The following is a 16445-nucleotide window of genomic DNA, read 5'->3' on the forward strand; positions in this document are numbered from 1 at the left end:
CCACTCCCACTTTTAACTGGATGCACGCATGGTGATAAGACGGATGATGCGGCCATTCATTTCATGTTCCTTGGCGGCCGCCTACTGGATTCTCATTCGGCGGCAGCATGGTTCGGAGCGCAGGCTGCTTAATCAATCCTGCCTGCTCATAACAATGCCCCCCTGATGTAGTTCTGTTATCTACATCAGGGGGGTGCTGCCTATTGCGCGTCTTTTCCGAAGAAATTCACGGCTTGGCAGGTATAAGGGGAGACTTGTTAATGGCCTGTCTTGGCACCGATCTTTTTGGCTTCCCACTCTGCGGAGGTGCCCCATTTTTTTGCGGCCCAGGAGGTCATCAGGGGAACCAAAATTACGGTTACAATTACAGCTGCGGCGCACTGAACAGTTGCCGCTTCGGCATAAGGCGCCAGAGAGGGAGCTGCCAAGGCGACTGCCGCGGGCGTTGCAACACAGTTGCCGGCGGCTGTGGCGATTGCAGCGCCGGCATAGCCCGGACGCTTGAGGATGAACTTATCGGCAAGGATGCAGACAAAGCCGGACCATCCCACGGTAATGAGGCCCAGAATGACCCCGGGAATGCCGCCCTTGATCAGATTGGACAGATTGATACCGGTGCCTAAGCAGAAAGCGAAGAAGGGGATGAGGACATTCAGGCCGGGCTTCAGGAACTCGGAAATGTCCTTGTCCAGGTTGCCCAGAATCATGCCAAGCAGGATGGGGGCAATGGCGCATGCCAGGCTTTGCAGAGGAATGTCTGCCATGCCGGAGGCGCCCACGGCGACTAAGGTCAGGAAAGGACCGTCGTTAATGTTCAAAATAGCCTGAGAAGCAGTATCCGTGTCATCGCCAAAGGTTCCAACCAGAGACATGAACAAGCCGCCGTTGGAATTGGTGACCGCACTGATGATGGCCAGAGTAGAGAGGCCCAGAATGCCTGCGGGGCCAAAGAAGGCGCCCACGGCCCAGCCGAGAACCGCGCCGGACAAAAACTTGGCAATCAGCAGGACAATGCCGCGTTTCAGGACTTGTCCGCCGTTTCTCAGTTGAATCTGCGAGCCGACGCAGAACAGGAATATTCCGATTGAGGTGTTGGTGCCGGCGCTGGACCACACGGCGGTGATGTAGCCGCCGGCCTGCAGCACCTGAGGCGCCACGGTGTTCATAATAACGCCCAGCAGCAGGGGAATGACCATCATTCCGCCGGGAACCTTTTGGACGGTTTTCAGAATTTTCATTACACAATCCTCCTAAATTGATTGACTTGGAAGGGGTCCGGTGAATTGCCATGCTTTAACACACTTGAAATGCCGCGCGGCAAAGCTGGTGGACGCGTGCTTCACCGCCTTGGATACAATGCCGGGAACAGTCGGAGCGAAAAACAAATGCTTATTCCGGCATGTCCCACTTGCTGACGGTTCCGAAAAACGGAACCTGCTTGCGGTATCTGTAATCATCAGCATCAATTTTGGACCAATCGTGCAGACCCTTACCTGCGGCCTTGCCCGTGTGCCCATCTTCCATGCATTTCTGGACGTACTGCTGAACATCGGTGGCTGCGCAGAGGTCGGGATAGACGTTTTTGGAAATGCTCGCCTCCAGCGCCAGGCCGACGTCGTCAAAGAATTCCAGCAGGCCAATGGAGGAATACCGCATGCTCAGGCACTGAAGTGCGGTGTCCACATCATCGGCGGTGGTGATTCCCTGCTCGATCAGGTAAATGGATTCACGGTACAGTGCCTGGTGAAAGCGGTTTACAAGGAAACCGGGCATGGTTTTCTTCAGCGTGACGGGCTTGCGGCTGAGCGCTTTGAGCATTGCGTAGGTCCGATCCAGAGTATCCTCTGAGTTCAGAGGATGTGTGACAACCTCTACCAGCGGGACCATATGAGCCGGGTTCAGCGGATGTACCACCAGCAGGTTCTCCGGGCGGGAAACCGTGGCGGCCAAATCGCTGGAGTTCAGAGAGGAGGTGCAGGATACGATGATCGCATTGGGAGCGGCATAGTTCTCAATCTCGGCATACACCTTGCTCTTTTGTGCGATATCCTCGGCTACGGCTTCAAAAATAAAGGTGCAGCCCTCAAGAGCCTCCGGCTTGTTTGTAATGGTCAAAAGGTTCATAGCCGCAGCCTTGTTCTTCTCCGAAGCAAGACCGTTTGCAATCAGGTCGTCCCAGTTTTGTTCCACCGCCTGCCGGCAGCGCTCGAGGCCGGACTCGGAACGCCCGATTACCACACAGGGAATCCCGTGACCGGTGACAAGAGTGGCTTCGCCAATTCCAATAACACCGGCGCCATATACAGCAATCTTTTCCATGATCGAATGACTCTCCCTCAATTAATAGACTTTAAACGAGAATGGTTGTTTACGCCGTGCACTTCCGTGCCAAATCAAAACGGAGATGTAGTGGACCAGACGCACATTGCCCCGCCATATCCGTTGGCCTCGGGACGGGTTTGCTTTCCGTTGCAGACATCCAGAAGGTATTCAATGCACTTTTCTCCCAGTTCCTCGGGAGTCATACCGTCGGTAACGATGGCACCGGCATTGATGTCCATATCGCCTTCGTCTCCGCCGACGGCATAGTAGGTCTTGCTGTTGGAGCAGATCTTGATGACGGGTGCGACCGGGTAGCCCAGCGGGTTGCCCCGGCCGGTGCTGAACATGAACAGCTGTGCTCCGCTGGCAAAGATGCCGGTGACATTGTCCGTGTCGTAGCCGGGACCGTCCATAATAATCAGGCCCTTGCGCTGGCCGACGCGCTCGGCGTAATCAATCACGTCCATCACCGTGGAGGTGCCGCCTTTGTGGACACAGCCGAGGGCCTTTTCCTGAATCGTAGTCAGTCCGCCCACCATGTTTCCGCGAGCCAGGGTCCGGGAGGTGTTGGCTCCCAGCAGGGTGCGGGTCCGCTCCTCCCATTCGTAGATCAGGCTTTTGACCCGCTCTCCCACTTCGGGAGTGATGGAGCGCTTGGCCAAAATCTCTTCCGTGCCGATCAGCTCCGGAATCTCACTGAGAATAGAGGTTCCCCCGTTGGAAACAATCCAGTCGGACACATAGCCGATGGCGGGGTTGGCAGTGATGCCGGAGAATGCGTCGGAGCCGCCGCACTCGGTGGCCAGAACGAGACTGCTGACGGGAGCCTCCTTGCGTTCCACCTTTTCTGCGTCAGCCACAAACTGCTCGGCGGCTTTTACGCACTTTTCAATCACCTTCAGCCCGCCGCCGTCTTCTTGAACGATGGCCGCGAAGACGGGCTTTCCGCCGCTTTCCGCTTCGATGCGCTTTCCAATCTCCTTGGCGTCGTCGGTCTCGCAGCCGACGCCGACCAGAATAGCGGCATAGATGTTGGGGTTGCAGCAAACGCCCACCAGAGTCTCGCGCCAGCGGTCAAACTCGCCCGGAGTGCTGCACCCGTCTGTGTGAATCATGGGAATTACCCCGGGTACGCGGGCGGCAATCTGATTGACAATTCCGTTGGCACAGCTGCAGTTGCCTACGGCAATGACATAGTTGCGGATGCCAACGCGTCCGTCGGGACGATGATATCCCATAAATGTTGTCGCATGAGCCATTGTAAACACCTCTTTCGATTCTTTGCAGAAGCTTACTTCATTAGTTTTTCGGAATCACAGTTGTGATCGTGAACGTGACGGCCCACAGGAATATCCTGCGTGGCATAGCCCATGATCTCACCGTACTTGATGATATAGCTGCCGGCCTCAATATCGACAAGGGCCAGCTTGTGAGGAAGCGCGATGGAATCAAGAGCGGTCACCACCAGGCCGTTGCCAAAATCGACTTCTTCGCCGGCATTCACATCTTGGACGACAACCCCCACGTTGTCTTTTGAGTTCAGACGGATACCTTTTTTCATGTGAATATTCTCCTTGATAAAATCTGATTTGCGTAAGACAAAGCGCTTCCTATCTTGCAGTATGCCCTGTATAGGAAGGAACTTGTGCTTGTGTTTGGGCGCGTCCTCTGCTAGACTATTTTAAATGATTGGTTTTATTATGAAGCTTTCCAAAATTCCTGTTTTATCCAAAAAGTGACGAATTGCTTAATTCAGCTGCTGACATATAACATTTTATCGTCATTTTATATCATTTCAACTTTGAAACAAGTAATATTTGATTCATAATGAAACATATTTAAGATTATTGATTTTTGGATTTTTGATTATTTTGCAAAACGATTCAAATTGCAACGAATGGAGGGGTTGGATGGAGCAGCAAAGGCTGCGTGCTCTGGCGGTGATACCGTACGAGGGGCTGAAAGCTCTGATGCAGAAGGTGTGCGAAACGGAGTTTCCGCAGATTGAACTTACGGTTTTGGTGGGGAATTGGAAAGAGGGAGTTGATCTCGCCCAAAGAAACTTTCATGAGGGATTTGATGTGATTATTTCCCGCGGCGGCACGGCGCTGCTGCTCCAGAATAAAGTGAATCTTCCGGTGATTGAAATACCGCTGACTGCCCTTGATATTTTGCGTGCGCAGCGCCTGACAGACGGACTGTCCAACCGGTATGCGATCGTCGGATTTCCCAATATGGCTCAAAATGCCATTGCACTTAATAAACTTTTCAATCAGGACATGGATATATACGCATACAGCCTTCCGGAGGACCCCAATCAACAGCCGGAGGATCTGTATAAACTGCTGGAACAGCTGCGAGACAAGGGGTACAGGGCAATTCTGGGTGACAAATCAGCTGCGGACGCAGCGCAGGCGCTGGGACTCAATGCCGTGATGCTCTCGTCGGGTATAGAGAGCATACGCGAGGTCTTCAATTCTGCGCTGCAGCTGTGCGGCAGTATCCGGGAGCTCAGGAATGCGAATCAGCTTTTAAAAAAGCTCTTACGAGAGCAGGCATACGAAACTGTGGTATTTGAGCAAAATCAAACCCTGTATTTTTCCACGTTGAGCGGACAGGACAATGAGGCCCTGGAAAATATGCTGCGCATGGAGATGGTAAATGTCCCGCGGACAGGGAGCTGTCGGTTTGCAAAAAATTTAGGCGGGGTGTTATATACAATCAAAGCCCAGTCCCTGCATAGCGGTGCCTCTGATTACACCGCTTTTTATGTAGCATCACGCAGGGTCCGTCCAACCAGTCAGGCTGGAATCCGTCATTGTACGGTAGCAGATTTGCAATCATTCACGCGGGAGAGCTTTTATAACATCATTGAAAACTCCGCGGGTTTACGAAGGGCCATAGAGTATGTGAACCTCTCCGCCTCGCCGGTTTTGCTGACGGGGGAGCATGGGCTGGAGATGGAATCTGCGGCAGCGGCCATTTGCCTTGGCTCCCGGCTAAAGGCCACGCCGGTTACCTTCATCGACTGTGCCCTGCTCAATAACCAGTCCTGGACATATCTTCTTAACCATCACAGCTCTCCGCTTATGTTGACGGGGTGGACGATTTACTTTCAAAATTTTGATGTGCTTTCTTCTGAAAAGCGTACCCAGCTCATTGGCAGCATTGCCAGCGCCAACCTCTGTGGGCGGGACCAGCTGCTGTTTTCCTGTACCTGCCCCCGTGGCGCAACCAATGCCGCGGCAGGGTATGAGGTGATGGAGAAGCTCTCCGCGCAGCTTGTGAATCTGCCGCCCCTGAGGGAGCTGCAAATGCAGCTCCCACAGATGGCAAATCTTTGCCTCGGCCAGCTGAATGCCAATCTTCCGGTGGAAATTTACGGCATAGAGGGGGCTGGAATACAGCTGCTGCAGGAATATGACTGGCCCCATAACCTTATACAGTTCCGCCGTATCCTCTCCACACTTGCGATTGCCGCGCAGGATCAGCTGATTCGCTCCGATGCCGTGGAGCGGCTGCTCAAGGAGGAAAGGCAAGCATCCTCCTTTGGGCAGGAGGTTCGGCACGCACCGCTGGATCTGAACGGAACGCTGGAGAAGATCACGCAGGAGGTGCTGCGGCTGGTTCTGGAGGATACCGGCGGGAATCAGACTGCCGCGGCGAAGCGGTTGGGGATAGCGCGCACGACCCTGTGGAGACTGCTGAAAAACCCATAATGGTTCGCGCCCACATGACGGGGGACGCCGTTTGGGATGCGTACAGGTGTAAAAAATTACTTCTCAAAAATGTGCGCTATTAACGAACTTTATCTTGCATTGTAGAATTTTATTGACAAGTAAACAGCGGATAACTATAATTGAACTAAGAAAAACTTGATGGCGGCTGTGCAGTCATCCCGAAAAAGACGGAATCGGCCGCTTGTGTGCTTTACATGCCAAGAAGGTTGCATAAGGGAGACGTCATGTACTGTGTGGCGGCTCATTTGGTGGTGGCTGGGCCGATATCCGGTGGATTTATACAAAAAGAGGAGGCGGACTGTCTTCTTTTTTTACGGCATATATAAAGAACGGTGTTCGGCAATGCCGAAAATTGGCATATTTGGAACAAGTTAGGATATTGGTGGCCCGATGCTCTTTGCCGTTGTGGGCCAACCGTATTTTAAATAACCAGGTCATGTGCTGTGTCGTGGGCCCTCTGTGCCGCCATGGAAGTTGCGGAGGCGGAGCGGCCGTATGTTGGAACGGATATGGGAAGGAGGCCATGATGAAGCTAAACCTAGTGCAGACAACCGAGCTTTGGATCAATGAAATTACCTTCAGCGGGGAAAATCTTGCCGATATGGCATCGGCGGTAGCCGACACACTGCAACTTGAAAAGGGGAACGTGCAGGTGGTGGACGTAGGCCCGGCACATATCATCTTTGAGGTATTGGCCGCCGGCGTACCCCAGGAAAACATTATTGGCAAGGAGACAGCCATTTTGGAAGCCTTGACCGCCCTGTCCGGGGTGAGCGTGACAGAAGGGACCTGTATCCACTCCAACAGGGTTTTGGGATTTATCTGCGCGGGAACGGAAAGTGCTCATCCGTGCTGAAACGGTCCTGCCGAGTGAAAGCTCAAAAGTTAGACTAATCTTAGCAGATGTTTTCCCCGATCTATGGCAGCACTGTCTTGCTAGTTGCCCATTTGTGTTTACACATAATAATACCCCCTGATGTAGGTTCGTTTTCCTACATCAGGGGGCTTTTTGCGGTTTGTGCGTTTTTGGGGGGCTAATTCACGCTGAATGGGTCTTTTTCATGGATTCCCGGTGACGCCCAAGGAACGCCGGGTGCTTAAAGAACCGGACGTCAGGCGCTGACTAGCTCATAGTAAGCCTTGGCTGTTGCGCGGTAGACCAACGCGTAAATCACCGCGAACACCGCCAGCGTCCCCGCGGTGCACCCCAGCACCAGCGGTCCGTTGTGCAGGGAAAAAAGCGTCAGCAGACGGGTCATGAGACTGAAATCAAACGCCACATGAACCGCCGCCACCGCCAAAGGGGCGAAAAACACCACCAATAGCTGGGAGTTGATGGACCGTCGGACGGTTTTCAGCTCCATCCCTACCTTCTGCATCACAAGATATCGCTCCCGATCCTCATAGCCCTCGGAGATTTGCTTGTAATAAATTATCAGGACGGCGGCCATCAGGAAAATGGTCCCCAAAAACACCCCGAGGAAGAAGAAACCGCCATTGAGCGAATAGTAATCCTGCCCGAAGCTCTCTCTGGTTTCAATGTTCAGCCGGGCCCAGTCTCCCGTGCCGGTGAAATCCAGCGTCTGTTCCAGCTCGTTTGGCTGCACGGCGCCCTCGTCCATAGCCCAAAAGCCGCGCCACTGCATGGGTTCCGTGTCCTGTGCGCCCAGAGAGGCCCGTTGGCCGTCATACAGCGCGTCAAACGTCTCGTCGGATACCACCATGTACAGCACATCCACCGCGGAGGGCTGGAATTCGGGTGGAGCAGGATACTGTGTGTCGGGCTTCGCCGCTGTCAGCGTCAGGTCGTCGGCATCGGAGAAGCGGAAGGTCAGGCTTCGTTTTTGCCCCGCCCCGTCTGCATACAGCAGCATGTCACCGTCGGAAAGCGCCGGAGCCTCCTTGCCGGTGACAGCGGCATAATCAGCGGGAGCCATAGCGCAAATCATGTTGTTGTAGGCAGAATTACCGCTTTTCACCTCCAGCGCACCGTTGTCTTCATGTACGCCGAAAGAGAGATAGCGATAACTGGAAACAGGCTCGACGGAGATTCCCTTTACGCCCAGCTGTTCGGCCATGGTTTTATAAAGTGCCTGCGGGTCAAAGGGATTCTCCTTCAACGGGTCATACTGAATCTCTGCCCGCAGGTTTCCGGGAAACTGCTCCTCCAGCGCCGCCTCGCTTCCCAGATACAGCGACAGCGTGCCCGAAATCATCACCAGCACCATGGTGGAAAGTACGCAGATATTGGCAAGGCCAACGGCGTTGCGCTTCATACGGTACAGCATTCCGGAAACGCCGATGAAATGGTTGATTTGATAGTAATACTGTTTATTGGCCCGCAGGGCCTTTAGCACCGCGATGCTCACGGCGGTAAACAGGCAGTACGTTCCGATGATGACCAGCAGCACCGCCACAAAATACATACCCAGCGCCGCCATGGCGGACCGGGTGGTGATGGCGATGGTATACCCTGCGCCCAGCGCAACAATGCCAATCACCGCCGTGATGACGCGAGTTTTCGGCTCCCGCTCTCCGGCGCTGCTTTCCCGCAGCAGCTCCGTGGGGTTTTGAACATGGATGCGGCGAAGATTGAGCAGCAGATTGAACAGCAATATGATTCCAAGCAGCCCAGCCGTCCCGGCAATTCCCTCGCCGGATACGTAAAAGCCGTATGCAATGTCCATCTGCATCAGGCGGCACAGCAGCAAAACCGCCAGCTTTTGCAGCAGCAGCCCCAGCAGCACGCCGCCCACAATACCTGCGGCGGCGGTATACGCCGTTTCAAGGCCGAGGACAATTGCAATATGCCGCTTGCCCATGCCCAAAACATTGTAAAGGCCCAGCTCCCGCTTGCGTCGCTTCATGAGAAAGCTGTTGGTATACGTCAGAAAAATCACGGCAAACACGGCGATGACAAAGGTGCCGATGCTCATAAACACGGAGAGATACATGTATCGGGAGCTGTTGGGCAAATCGGGTGCGTTTGCAAGGGCCAGCGCGATGTAATATGCCGCCGCCGTCCCGATGACGGTCAAAAGATAGGGGATGTAGAATTTTCCGTTCCGCGCCAGATTGACCAGCGCCATCCGCGGGTAGAAATGCCCCTTACTCATTTGCCTCACCGCCTTGCGCCAGCACCGTCAGCGTGTCGGAGATGCGGCCAAACTGCTGTTCCCGGGTGTTTTCCCCACGATAGAGCTGGTGATAGACCTCCCCGTCCCGCAGAAACAAAACCCGCTGGGCATGGCTGGCGGCCTTGACGGAGTGGGTCACCATTAAAATGGTCTGTCCGCCCCCGTTGATTTCCCCAAACAAATCCAGAAGCCGGTCGGAGGCCCGGGAATCCAAAGCGCCGGTGGGTTCGTCGGCCAGAACGATCTGGGGCTTTGTAATCAGCGCCCGGGCCACGGCGCAGCGCTGCTTTTGCCCGCCGGAAACCTCATAGGGATATTTACTTAAAATGTCCTTGATTCCAAGCTGCTCCGCCAGCGGCTTCAACGCCTTTTCCATCTCGCCGAACTCCTGCCGTGCCAGCACAAGCGGAAGAAAAATGTTATCCTGTAAAGAAAAGGTGTCCAGCAAATTAAAATCCTGAAACACAAAGCCCAGATTTGTCCGGCGAAAGGCCGCCATGTCCCGCTCCCGGATGTCGGAGACGGCCCGGCCTGCCAGCAACACCTCTCCGGAGGTGGGCTTGTCCAGCGCGGCCAGGATATTTAAAAGCGTGGTCTTTCCTGAGCCGGATTCCCCCATGATGGCCACGTATTCTCCCGGTTCCACGGAAAAGCTGACATTTTTCAATGCCTCCACCTGATTTCCGCCAAAGCGGGTGGTATAAATTTTTTGAAGATGAGATACTTCCAGAAGCGACATATGAAATTCCTCCTTTTGATGCTCTCATCTTAACAAGGTTTCCGTGGCCCAGCCATTGAATTCCCTTACAGTTTGGCCCGCAAGCTTACAGTTTTGTAAGTTTGCCCGTTTAAAGTCAATTTGAAGCCGCCAAAATGGGTAAATGACTATTCCTCCACCTGCCGTCCGTCGTGCAGCAGCAGGCGCACAATGGTCCCCACACCGGGCCGGGACACAATGGTAATTCCGTGGCCCAGATTTGTCAAAACCCGCCGGCTGAGATACAGCCCTATCCCCGTGGCTTTCCGGTCCTCCCGGCCATTATAGCCGGTGAAGCCCTTTTCAAATACCCGGGGCAGGTCCTCCGGACGGATACCGATGCCATTGTCCGCGATGGCCAGTGTCTCGCCGTCGGGATAGATGCGGACAGTGCCGCCCTCGGGCGTATATTTGATGGCGTTGGATAAAATCTGTCCCAGCACAAAGCCCAGCCATTTTTCGTCCGTCATAAGCGTCCGATTTGTCTCATGAAATTCCAGCGTCAGTTTTTTCAGGATAAACAGCCGCGCGTACCGGCGCAGACTTGCCCGGATGATTCCGTCCAGTTCGCAGCGGCGCAGAACATAATCCGTTGTGTCGCTGTCCAGCCGCAGATATCCCAGAACCATTTCCACGTATTCCTCAATCTTCAAAAGCTCCGCCGACAGGGCCTCCCGGTCCGTCTCTCCGCCGGACTGAAGCAGAAGCCGTCCGGCGGCAATGGGCGTTTTGATTTGGTGGGCCCACAGGGTATAGTAGTCCAGCAAATCCTGGCGGCTGTTTTCGCTTTGGGTCAAAAGTCGCGCCCGATGGGCACACACGTCGTTTAAAAGCGCCTGATAGTCTGCCTCCAGTGCGCTGCGGGGGCGGGGAAGAGGCAGAACCGTTTCATAAACGGCCTTTTTCAGCAGTTCCAGCTCCTTGTGGCGGTGGAGAAATCCGGCATAGCCCACCGCGAAAAACAGCAGGCCCAGCACGATGCATAAAAGCGCGGCGTACCCCACCGCCTCGGCGGGGTATGCATACAGCGACAAAACCCCGGCAAAAATGGCGGCGGATGCCGCCAGAAACAGCAGCAGCTTATACTGCCGTCTCAGATATTGTAGCAGCATCCTCAGTCCTCCACCAGATAGCCCGCGCCCTTTTTCGTGCGGATCAATGTTCCAAGGCCCGCCGCCTCCAGCTTTTTGCGCAGCCGGGCCACGTTTACCGTCAGGGTATTTTCATCCACAAACGCGTCGGATTCCCACAATCGGGTCATCAGACCCTCGCGGCTGACAATCCGGCCCCGGTTTTCCAAGAGCATCTGCAAAATTTTCAGCTCATTGCGGGTCAGCTCCACCTTCTCCGCCCCGGCGGTCAGCGTTCCGTCGGACAAATTCAGAACCGCCCCGCCGCAGGACAAAAGCTGGGCGGGTTCTCCGAAATCATAGGCCCGGCGCAGCAGCGCCTGCACCTTGGCGGTGAGGACGCTCAAATCAAACGGTTTTGCCAGAAAATCGTCTCCGCCCATGTTCATGGCCATGATCTGGTTCATGTCGTCTCCGGCGGAGGAGATGAACAGAATCGGGACCTTGGATACCCGCCGAATCTCCGTACACCAGTGATACCCGTTGAAAAATGGAAGAGACACATCCAGCAGCACCATCTGCGGCGCGGCGGCGGCAAATTCCGCCATCACATTCTGGAAATCCTTCACCCGGAGGACCCGATATCCCCAGCTTTCAAGATGCGCCTCCATAGCTCCGGAGATCACCGGGTCGTCCTCCACTATTAAAATACGGCAGCCGTTCAAATTCCGTACCTCCCTATGCGCTTGCCCGTCCCGCAGGGATTTTTGGAACGGCAAACCGCTGTGTTTTATGCGACCTAAAGACGCGTTTGCTCAAATACATAGTCTCAGGAGATAGTATAATCTATTTCCAATTTTAGCGCAACGCTTCACTTTTTGTCCGCCTGCCGCAGAATTTTGTGGATTTTTCCTCTCTGGGTCGGAAACTTGCTCTTGAATCCGGGCCGGAAAGATGCTATGATAACCCCAATAGGATAGAGGCGCGAATGAGACGGCGCTGCGGGAGCCGACAGGCAACGATCGCAGCGGAAGCGAATTCGCCGAACTGAATCGGCAGGTATGCCGTTTTGGTGGGTCCGGGGAGAATATCTCCGGGACTGTCCGTGGGAAACCGCGGGTGCGCTATCTGCTCACAGGGTACTTCCGCACGCTTTGTAGATTGGTGTGGGGGCGATTGTCGGTAGAGAGCGTTTTCTCTGCCGATTTTTTGTTGCTTAAACAATCAACGTATGGAGGAAACACTATGAAATTCGATCATGTACAGGGTTCAATCGTGGCCACGGTCACGCCGTTTCACGACGACGGGAGCGTCAATTTTGAGGTTTTGACCCAGCTTTTGGAGCGGCAGATTGCCGCCGGGACGGACGCCATTCTGGTTCTGGGAACCACCGGAGAATCCTCCACCATGACCCACGAGGAGGACGGCGCGGTGGTGGCCCACACGCTGAAAACGGTAAACGGCCGGGTTCCGGTGGTGGTGGGCAGCGGCTCCAACTGCACCGCTACGCAGGTGGAGTACGCAAAGCGCTATCAGGACATGGGGGCCGACGCGCTGCTGCTGATTACCCCCTACTACAATAAGACCAATGCCGAGGGCATGTATCACCACTTCGCCGACGTGGCGGACGCGGTGAATATCCCCTGCATTCTCTACAATGTTCCGGGCCGCACCGGCTGCGCCATCCCCGTGTCCGTGGTGGAGCGGCTGGCAAAGCACCCCAATATCGCCGCCATCAAGGAGGCCTCCGGCGATATGAGCTACGCCATGAAAATTGCCCACTGCATCGGGCCGGATTTTGCCCTCTATTCCGGAAACGACGACATCACTGTCCCCCTGCTTTCCATCGGCGGCAGCGGCGTGATCTCCGTGTACGCCAACGTGATGCCCAAGGAATGCCATGAAATTGTCACGGAATTTCTCCATGGCGACCGGGAAAAGGCGGTTGGGCAGCATCTGCGGTATTTGCAGGTGATGAACGATTTGTTTTTGGAGGTGAACCCCATTCCCGTAAAGACCGCTATGAACCTCATGGGCCTGAATGTAGGTCCCATGCGCCTGCCGCTCTATGAGATGAGCGGGGATGCAAAGCGGAAGCTGGAGGCCACCATGCGGGAGGCGGGTCTGCTGTGAAGCTGGTACTGATCGGACACGGAAAAATGGGGAAGCTGCTGGAGCAGCGGGCAACGGAGTTGGGCCACGAGGTGGTCGCCGCATTGGACCGGGAAAATCTTGCGCAGCTCGCCGCGCTTCCGGGGGCGGATATGGCTGTGGATTTTTCCCGACCGGAGACGCTGGGTGCGGTTGCCGCCTACGTCCGCCGCACCGGCACGCCTTTGCTCTCCGGTACCACGGGCTATACACCGAAGGAAATGGAGGAGCTTCGGGGGCTTGGAAGCGTTGCCCCGGTGCTCCACGCCGCCAATTTTTCTCTTGGCATTGCTGTGTTTCGCAGGGCGCTGGCTCAGGTTTCCGACACGCTGAAGCCTGCCTTTGACATTGAGATCGAGGAAACTCACCACAATCAGAAGGCCGACGCGCCCAGCGGCACGGCGAAGCTGCTTCTCTCCGCCATTGACCCCAACCGGGAATATACCCCCGTCTATGGGCGGGAGGGGAATACCGGTGCGCGGAACAAAAAAGAGATTGGGGTCCACGCCCTGCGGGGCGGCACCGTGGCGGGCACCCACACGGTTTCCTTTTTCGGCCCGGACGAGGAGCTGTCCATTACCCACCGGGCCGCCAGCCGCCTGATTTTTGTAAACGGTGCGCTCCACGCGGCGGGCCTGCTGGCGGGAAGGCCTGCGGGCTTTTATGTCCTTGAAGACCTGCTGTTCGGGTAATAAAAAAATTTTCAACCGGGCGGTGTGCATTTTGTGCAGGCCGCGCGGGAAGCCACTGGAAAGGAACGATAACCAATGAATGCACAGGAGATTATTGATTACATCGCAAATTCTGAAAAAAAGACCCCTGTGAAGGTCTATGTGAATACCTCTGGTCCGGTGGACTTTGGCTCTGCCAAGGTGTTTGGCTCCAACGGGAGCTACACTGTGTTTGGTGACTGGGCGGAGCTTGGCCCAGTTCTGGAGCAAAATAAGGCGAATATCACTGATTTGGTGGTGGAAAGCGACCGGAGAAATTCCGGCGTGCCCCTGCTTGACACCAGAAATATTTCCGCCCGCATCGAGCCCGGATCCATCATCCGCGAAAAGGTGGAGATCGGCGAGGGTGCGGTGATTATGATGGGGGCCATTCTCAACATCGGCGCCATCGTCGGTCCTGGAACCATGATCGACATGGGCGTGGTGCTGGGCGGACGGGCTACGGTGGGTGCGCACTGCCACATCGGGGCCGGCGCGGTGCTGGCCGGGGTGGTGGAGCCTGCCTCCGCAACGCCGGTAATCGTGGAGGACAACGTTCTGGTGGGCGCCAATGCCGTGATAATTGAGGGCATCCGCGTGGGCAAAAACGCGGTGGTGGCCGCCGGTGCGGTGGTGGTGGAGGACGTGCCTGAAAACGCCGTGGTGGCAGGTTGTCCCGCCCGGATTGTCAAAATGAAGGACGAAAAGACCGAGGGGAAGACTGCTCTGGTGGACGCGCTGCGTCGGCTGTGACGGCAGGGGACTTTCCGAATTCGTTCCAATTTAAAATATAGCCGGAATCCCGCATAAAAGCAATTTTGTGCGGGATTCCGTATTCCCTTTTAGAGGAAAATGTGGTATATTATAGAGCACTTGTGTGCAAAGGAGACTGGAAACTATGCTAAATACAGCAAATATCTGCATGATTATCTCGATTCTCGTCTATTTGATTGCGATGGTTGCAATCGGCGCGGCCTGCTCTAAAAAGAACAAGACCACGGACGACTTCTATCTGGGCGGGCGCAAGCTTGGCCCGCTGGTGACGGCCATGAGCGCCGAGGCCTCCGATATGAGCAGCTGGCTTTTGATGGGCCTGCCCGGTGTGGCGTACCTCACCGGCGTGGCCGACGCGGGCTGGACCGCCGTGGGTCTTGCCGTGGGCACCTATCTCAACTGGCTGATTGTGGCCCGGCGTATCCGACTGTATACCCATCGGGTGAACGCCATTACCATTCCGGAGTTTTTCTCCAAGCGCTTTGGGGATGAAAAGCGCCTGCTGACGGGAATTTCCGCTGTGGTGATTCTGATTTTCTTTATTCCCTACACCGCCTCCGGTTTTGCCGCCTGCGGAAAGCTGTTTAACAGCCTGTTCGGCGTGAATTATCTGGCGGCAATGATCATCTCCGGAATTGTAATTGTGGCGTATACCACCATGGGCGGCTTTCTCGCCGCCTCCACCACCGACTTTATTCAGAGCATTGTCATGACCGCTGCCCTGCTGATTGTGCTGCTGTTCGGCGTGAACGCGGCCGGGGGACTGGACGTGGTGATGGACAATGCCCGGGCCCTCCCCGGCTACCTGAGCATGGCGCTGAGCCACAGTCGCGCGGAAAACGCCGCCGTTCCATACAGTCTGATTACCATTATCTCCACCTCGGCCTGGGGCCTTGGGTACTTTGGAATGCCTCACATTCTGCTGCGGTTCATGGCCATTGAGGATGAGCGGAAGCTGAGCCTCAGCCGCCGGGTCGCCACCGTGTGGGTGGTGATTTCCATGGTGGTGGCCATTTTCATCGGCATCGTTGGCTATGGCGTCACCATGGCAGGCGGCATTGGCTTTTTGGAGGGCTCCGCCTCCGAAACCATCGTGGTTCGCCTGTCGGGCCTTTTGTCCACCTTTGGTATTCCGGCGGCTTTGCTCGCCGGTGTGGTGCTGGCGGGAATTTTGGCCAGCACCATGTCTACCGCGGACTCCCAGCTTCTGGCGGCGGCTTCCAGCGTGTCCCAGAATTTGCTGGACGAGTGCTTCCATGTCAAAATGAGCGAGGGCAAAAAAGTGGCCGCCGCCCGACTGACAGTGTTGGGCATTTCGCTGATCTCCATGATTTTGGCGCGGGACCCCAACAGTTCCGTGTTTGGCATCGTGTCCTTTGCGTGGGCGGGCTTCGGCGCGGCCTTTGGTCCCGTGGTGCTGTCCGCCCTGTTCTGGAAGCGGGGCACCTGGCAGGGGGCGCTGGCGGGCATGATTTCCGGCGGAAGCATGGTTTTTGTGTGGAAGTACCTGGTGCGCCCCCTGGGCGGCGCATGGAACATTTACGAGCTGCTTCCTGCATTTTTGACGGCCTGTGTCTTCATCGTCATTGTCAGCCTTGCAACCCGGGCTCCCGGCCACGAGATTACCGACGAATTCGACGCCGTGAAAGCTATGTAATATGTCACCGTTCCCAGCGGACGGAAAGCGGTTTTTGAGGAACCATGAAAAGGCGATTAAACGGCAGCCGCCCGGAGCAATTGCTCCGGGCGGCTGCCGTTTAGAAGGGGGTGTGTGTATATTCCGC

The 16445-nt window shown here is 55.5% G+C and carries 14 protein-coding genes and 1 riboswitch; of the genes, 6 read left to right on the top strand and 8 right to left on the bottom strand.

The genetic code is table 11. The annotated features are described in order from the left end of the window. Positions 1–257: 257 nt before the first annotated feature. The 4 genes from ABVS15_RS05755 to ABVS15_RS05770 form a co-directional block, all read right to left on the bottom strand. Positions 258–1238 carry a 2-keto-3-deoxygluconate permease gene (locus ABVS15_RS05755; protein WP_369282789.1) on the bottom strand — a complete coding sequence of 327 codons (981 nt, stop codon included), beginning with the start codon at positions 1236–1238 and terminating at the stop codon, positions 258–260. A gap of 151 nt (positions 1239–1389) precedes the next feature. Continuing rightward, the gene (locus tag ABVS15_RS05760) at positions 1390–2319 is read right to left on the bottom strand and encodes a 3-hydroxyacyl-CoA dehydrogenase family protein (protein ID WP_369282790.1); all 930 of its coding nucleotides are present in this window, start codon (positions 2317–2319) and stop codon (positions 1390–1392) included. Between the two features lie 74 nt (positions 2320–2393). After that, entirely contained in the window at positions 2394–3581 is a 1188-nt protein-coding gene (locus ABVS15_RS05765; RefSeq protein ID WP_369282791.1) for a UxaA family hydrolase, read from the bottom strand. Positions 3582–3613: 32 nt separating this feature from the next. Next, a complete protein-coding gene (locus ABVS15_RS05770) occupies positions 3614–3883 on the bottom strand; it encodes a UxaA family hydrolase (protein ID WP_369282792.1) in 270 nt (89 codons plus the stop codon). A gap of 349 nt (positions 3884–4232) precedes the next feature. Between ABVS15_RS05770 and ABVS15_RS05775 the strand changes: the two genes are divergently transcribed. Together ABVS15_RS05775 and ABVS15_RS05780 are read left to right on the top strand one after the other, a co-directional pair. Then, positions 4233–6041: a PrpR N-terminal domain-containing protein gene (locus ABVS15_RS05775; protein ID WP_369282793.1), complete on the top strand. Its 1809-nt coding sequence runs from the start codon at positions 4233–4235 to the stop codon at positions 6039–6041. A gap of 547 nt (positions 6042–6588) precedes the next feature. After that, complete coding sequence (locus tag ABVS15_RS05780) at positions 6589–6918, top strand: hypothetical protein (protein WP_369282794.1); 330 nt, start codon at positions 6589–6591, stop codon at positions 6916–6918. A 256-nt stretch (positions 6919–7174) separates the two neighbouring features. Here the strand turns inward: ABVS15_RS05780 and ABVS15_RS05785 are convergent, their stop codons facing one another. From ABVS15_RS05785 to ABVS15_RS05800, 4 genes are all read right to left on the bottom strand, one after another. Next, positions 7175–9178, bottom strand: coding sequence for an ABC transporter permease (locus ABVS15_RS05785; RefSeq protein WP_369282795.1), 2004 nt, complete (start codon positions 9176–9178; stop codon positions 7175–7177). Further along, on the bottom strand, positions 9171–9938 hold the full coding sequence (locus ABVS15_RS05790) for an ABC transporter ATP-binding protein (RefSeq protein WP_369282796.1): 768 nt from the start codon (positions 9936–9938) through the stop codon (positions 9171–9173). The genes ABVS15_RS05785 and ABVS15_RS05790 overlap by 8 nt, the downstream gene beginning before the upstream one ends. 146 nt (positions 9939–10084) lie before the next feature. Further along, positions 10085–11068, bottom strand: a complete 984-nt coding sequence (locus ABVS15_RS05795; RefSeq protein WP_369282797.1) for a sensor histidine kinase — start codon at positions 11066–11068, stop codon at positions 10085–10087. Positions 11069–11070: 2 nt separating this feature from the next. Then, on the bottom strand, positions 11071–11751 hold the full coding sequence (locus tag ABVS15_RS05800; protein ID WP_369282798.1) for a response regulator transcription factor: 681 nt from the start codon (positions 11749–11751) through the stop codon (positions 11071–11073). A 244-nt stretch (positions 11752–11995) separates the two neighbouring features. Next, a riboswitch (Lysine riboswitch) is annotated at positions 11996–12161 on the top strand. A 110-nt stretch (positions 12162–12271) separates the two neighbouring features. On the opposite strand from ABVS15_RS05800, the gene dapA reads away from it, so the two are divergent. The 4 genes from dapA to ABVS15_RS05820 all read left to right on the top strand — a co-directional run bounded on the left by dapA (position 12272) and on the right by ABVS15_RS05820 (position 16318). Next, positions 12272–13159: a 4-hydroxy-tetrahydrodipicolinate synthase gene (gene dapA, locus ABVS15_RS05805; RefSeq protein ID WP_369282799.1), complete on the top strand. Its 888-nt coding sequence runs from the start codon at positions 12272–12274 to the stop codon at positions 13157–13159. Further along, entirely contained in the window at positions 13156–13869 is a 714-nt protein-coding gene (gene dapB, locus ABVS15_RS05810; protein ID WP_369282800.1) for a 4-hydroxy-tetrahydrodipicolinate reductase, read from the top strand. Before dapA ends, dapB begins: the two co-directional genes overlap by 4 nt. A 75-nt stretch (positions 13870–13944) precedes the next feature. Further along, positions 13945–14640: a 2,3,4,5-tetrahydropyridine-2,6-dicarboxylate N-acetyltransferase gene (gene dapD, locus ABVS15_RS05815; RefSeq protein ID WP_369282801.1), complete on the top strand. Its 696-nt coding sequence runs from the start codon at positions 13945–13947 to the stop codon at positions 14638–14640. 145 nt (positions 14641–14785) lie between these two features. Then, positions 14786–16318: a sodium/proline symporter gene (locus tag ABVS15_RS05820; RefSeq protein WP_369282802.1), complete on the top strand. Its 1533-nt coding sequence runs from the start codon at positions 14786–14788 to the stop codon at positions 16316–16318. The last annotated feature ends 127 nt before the right edge of the window (positions 16319–16445 follow it).

The sequence above is a fragment of the Oscillibacter sp. GMB15532 genome (genome assembly GCF_041020825.1).
In the GTDB taxonomy this organism is placed as follows: Bacteria; Bacillota; Clostridia; order Oscillospirales; family Oscillospiraceae; genus Oscillibacter.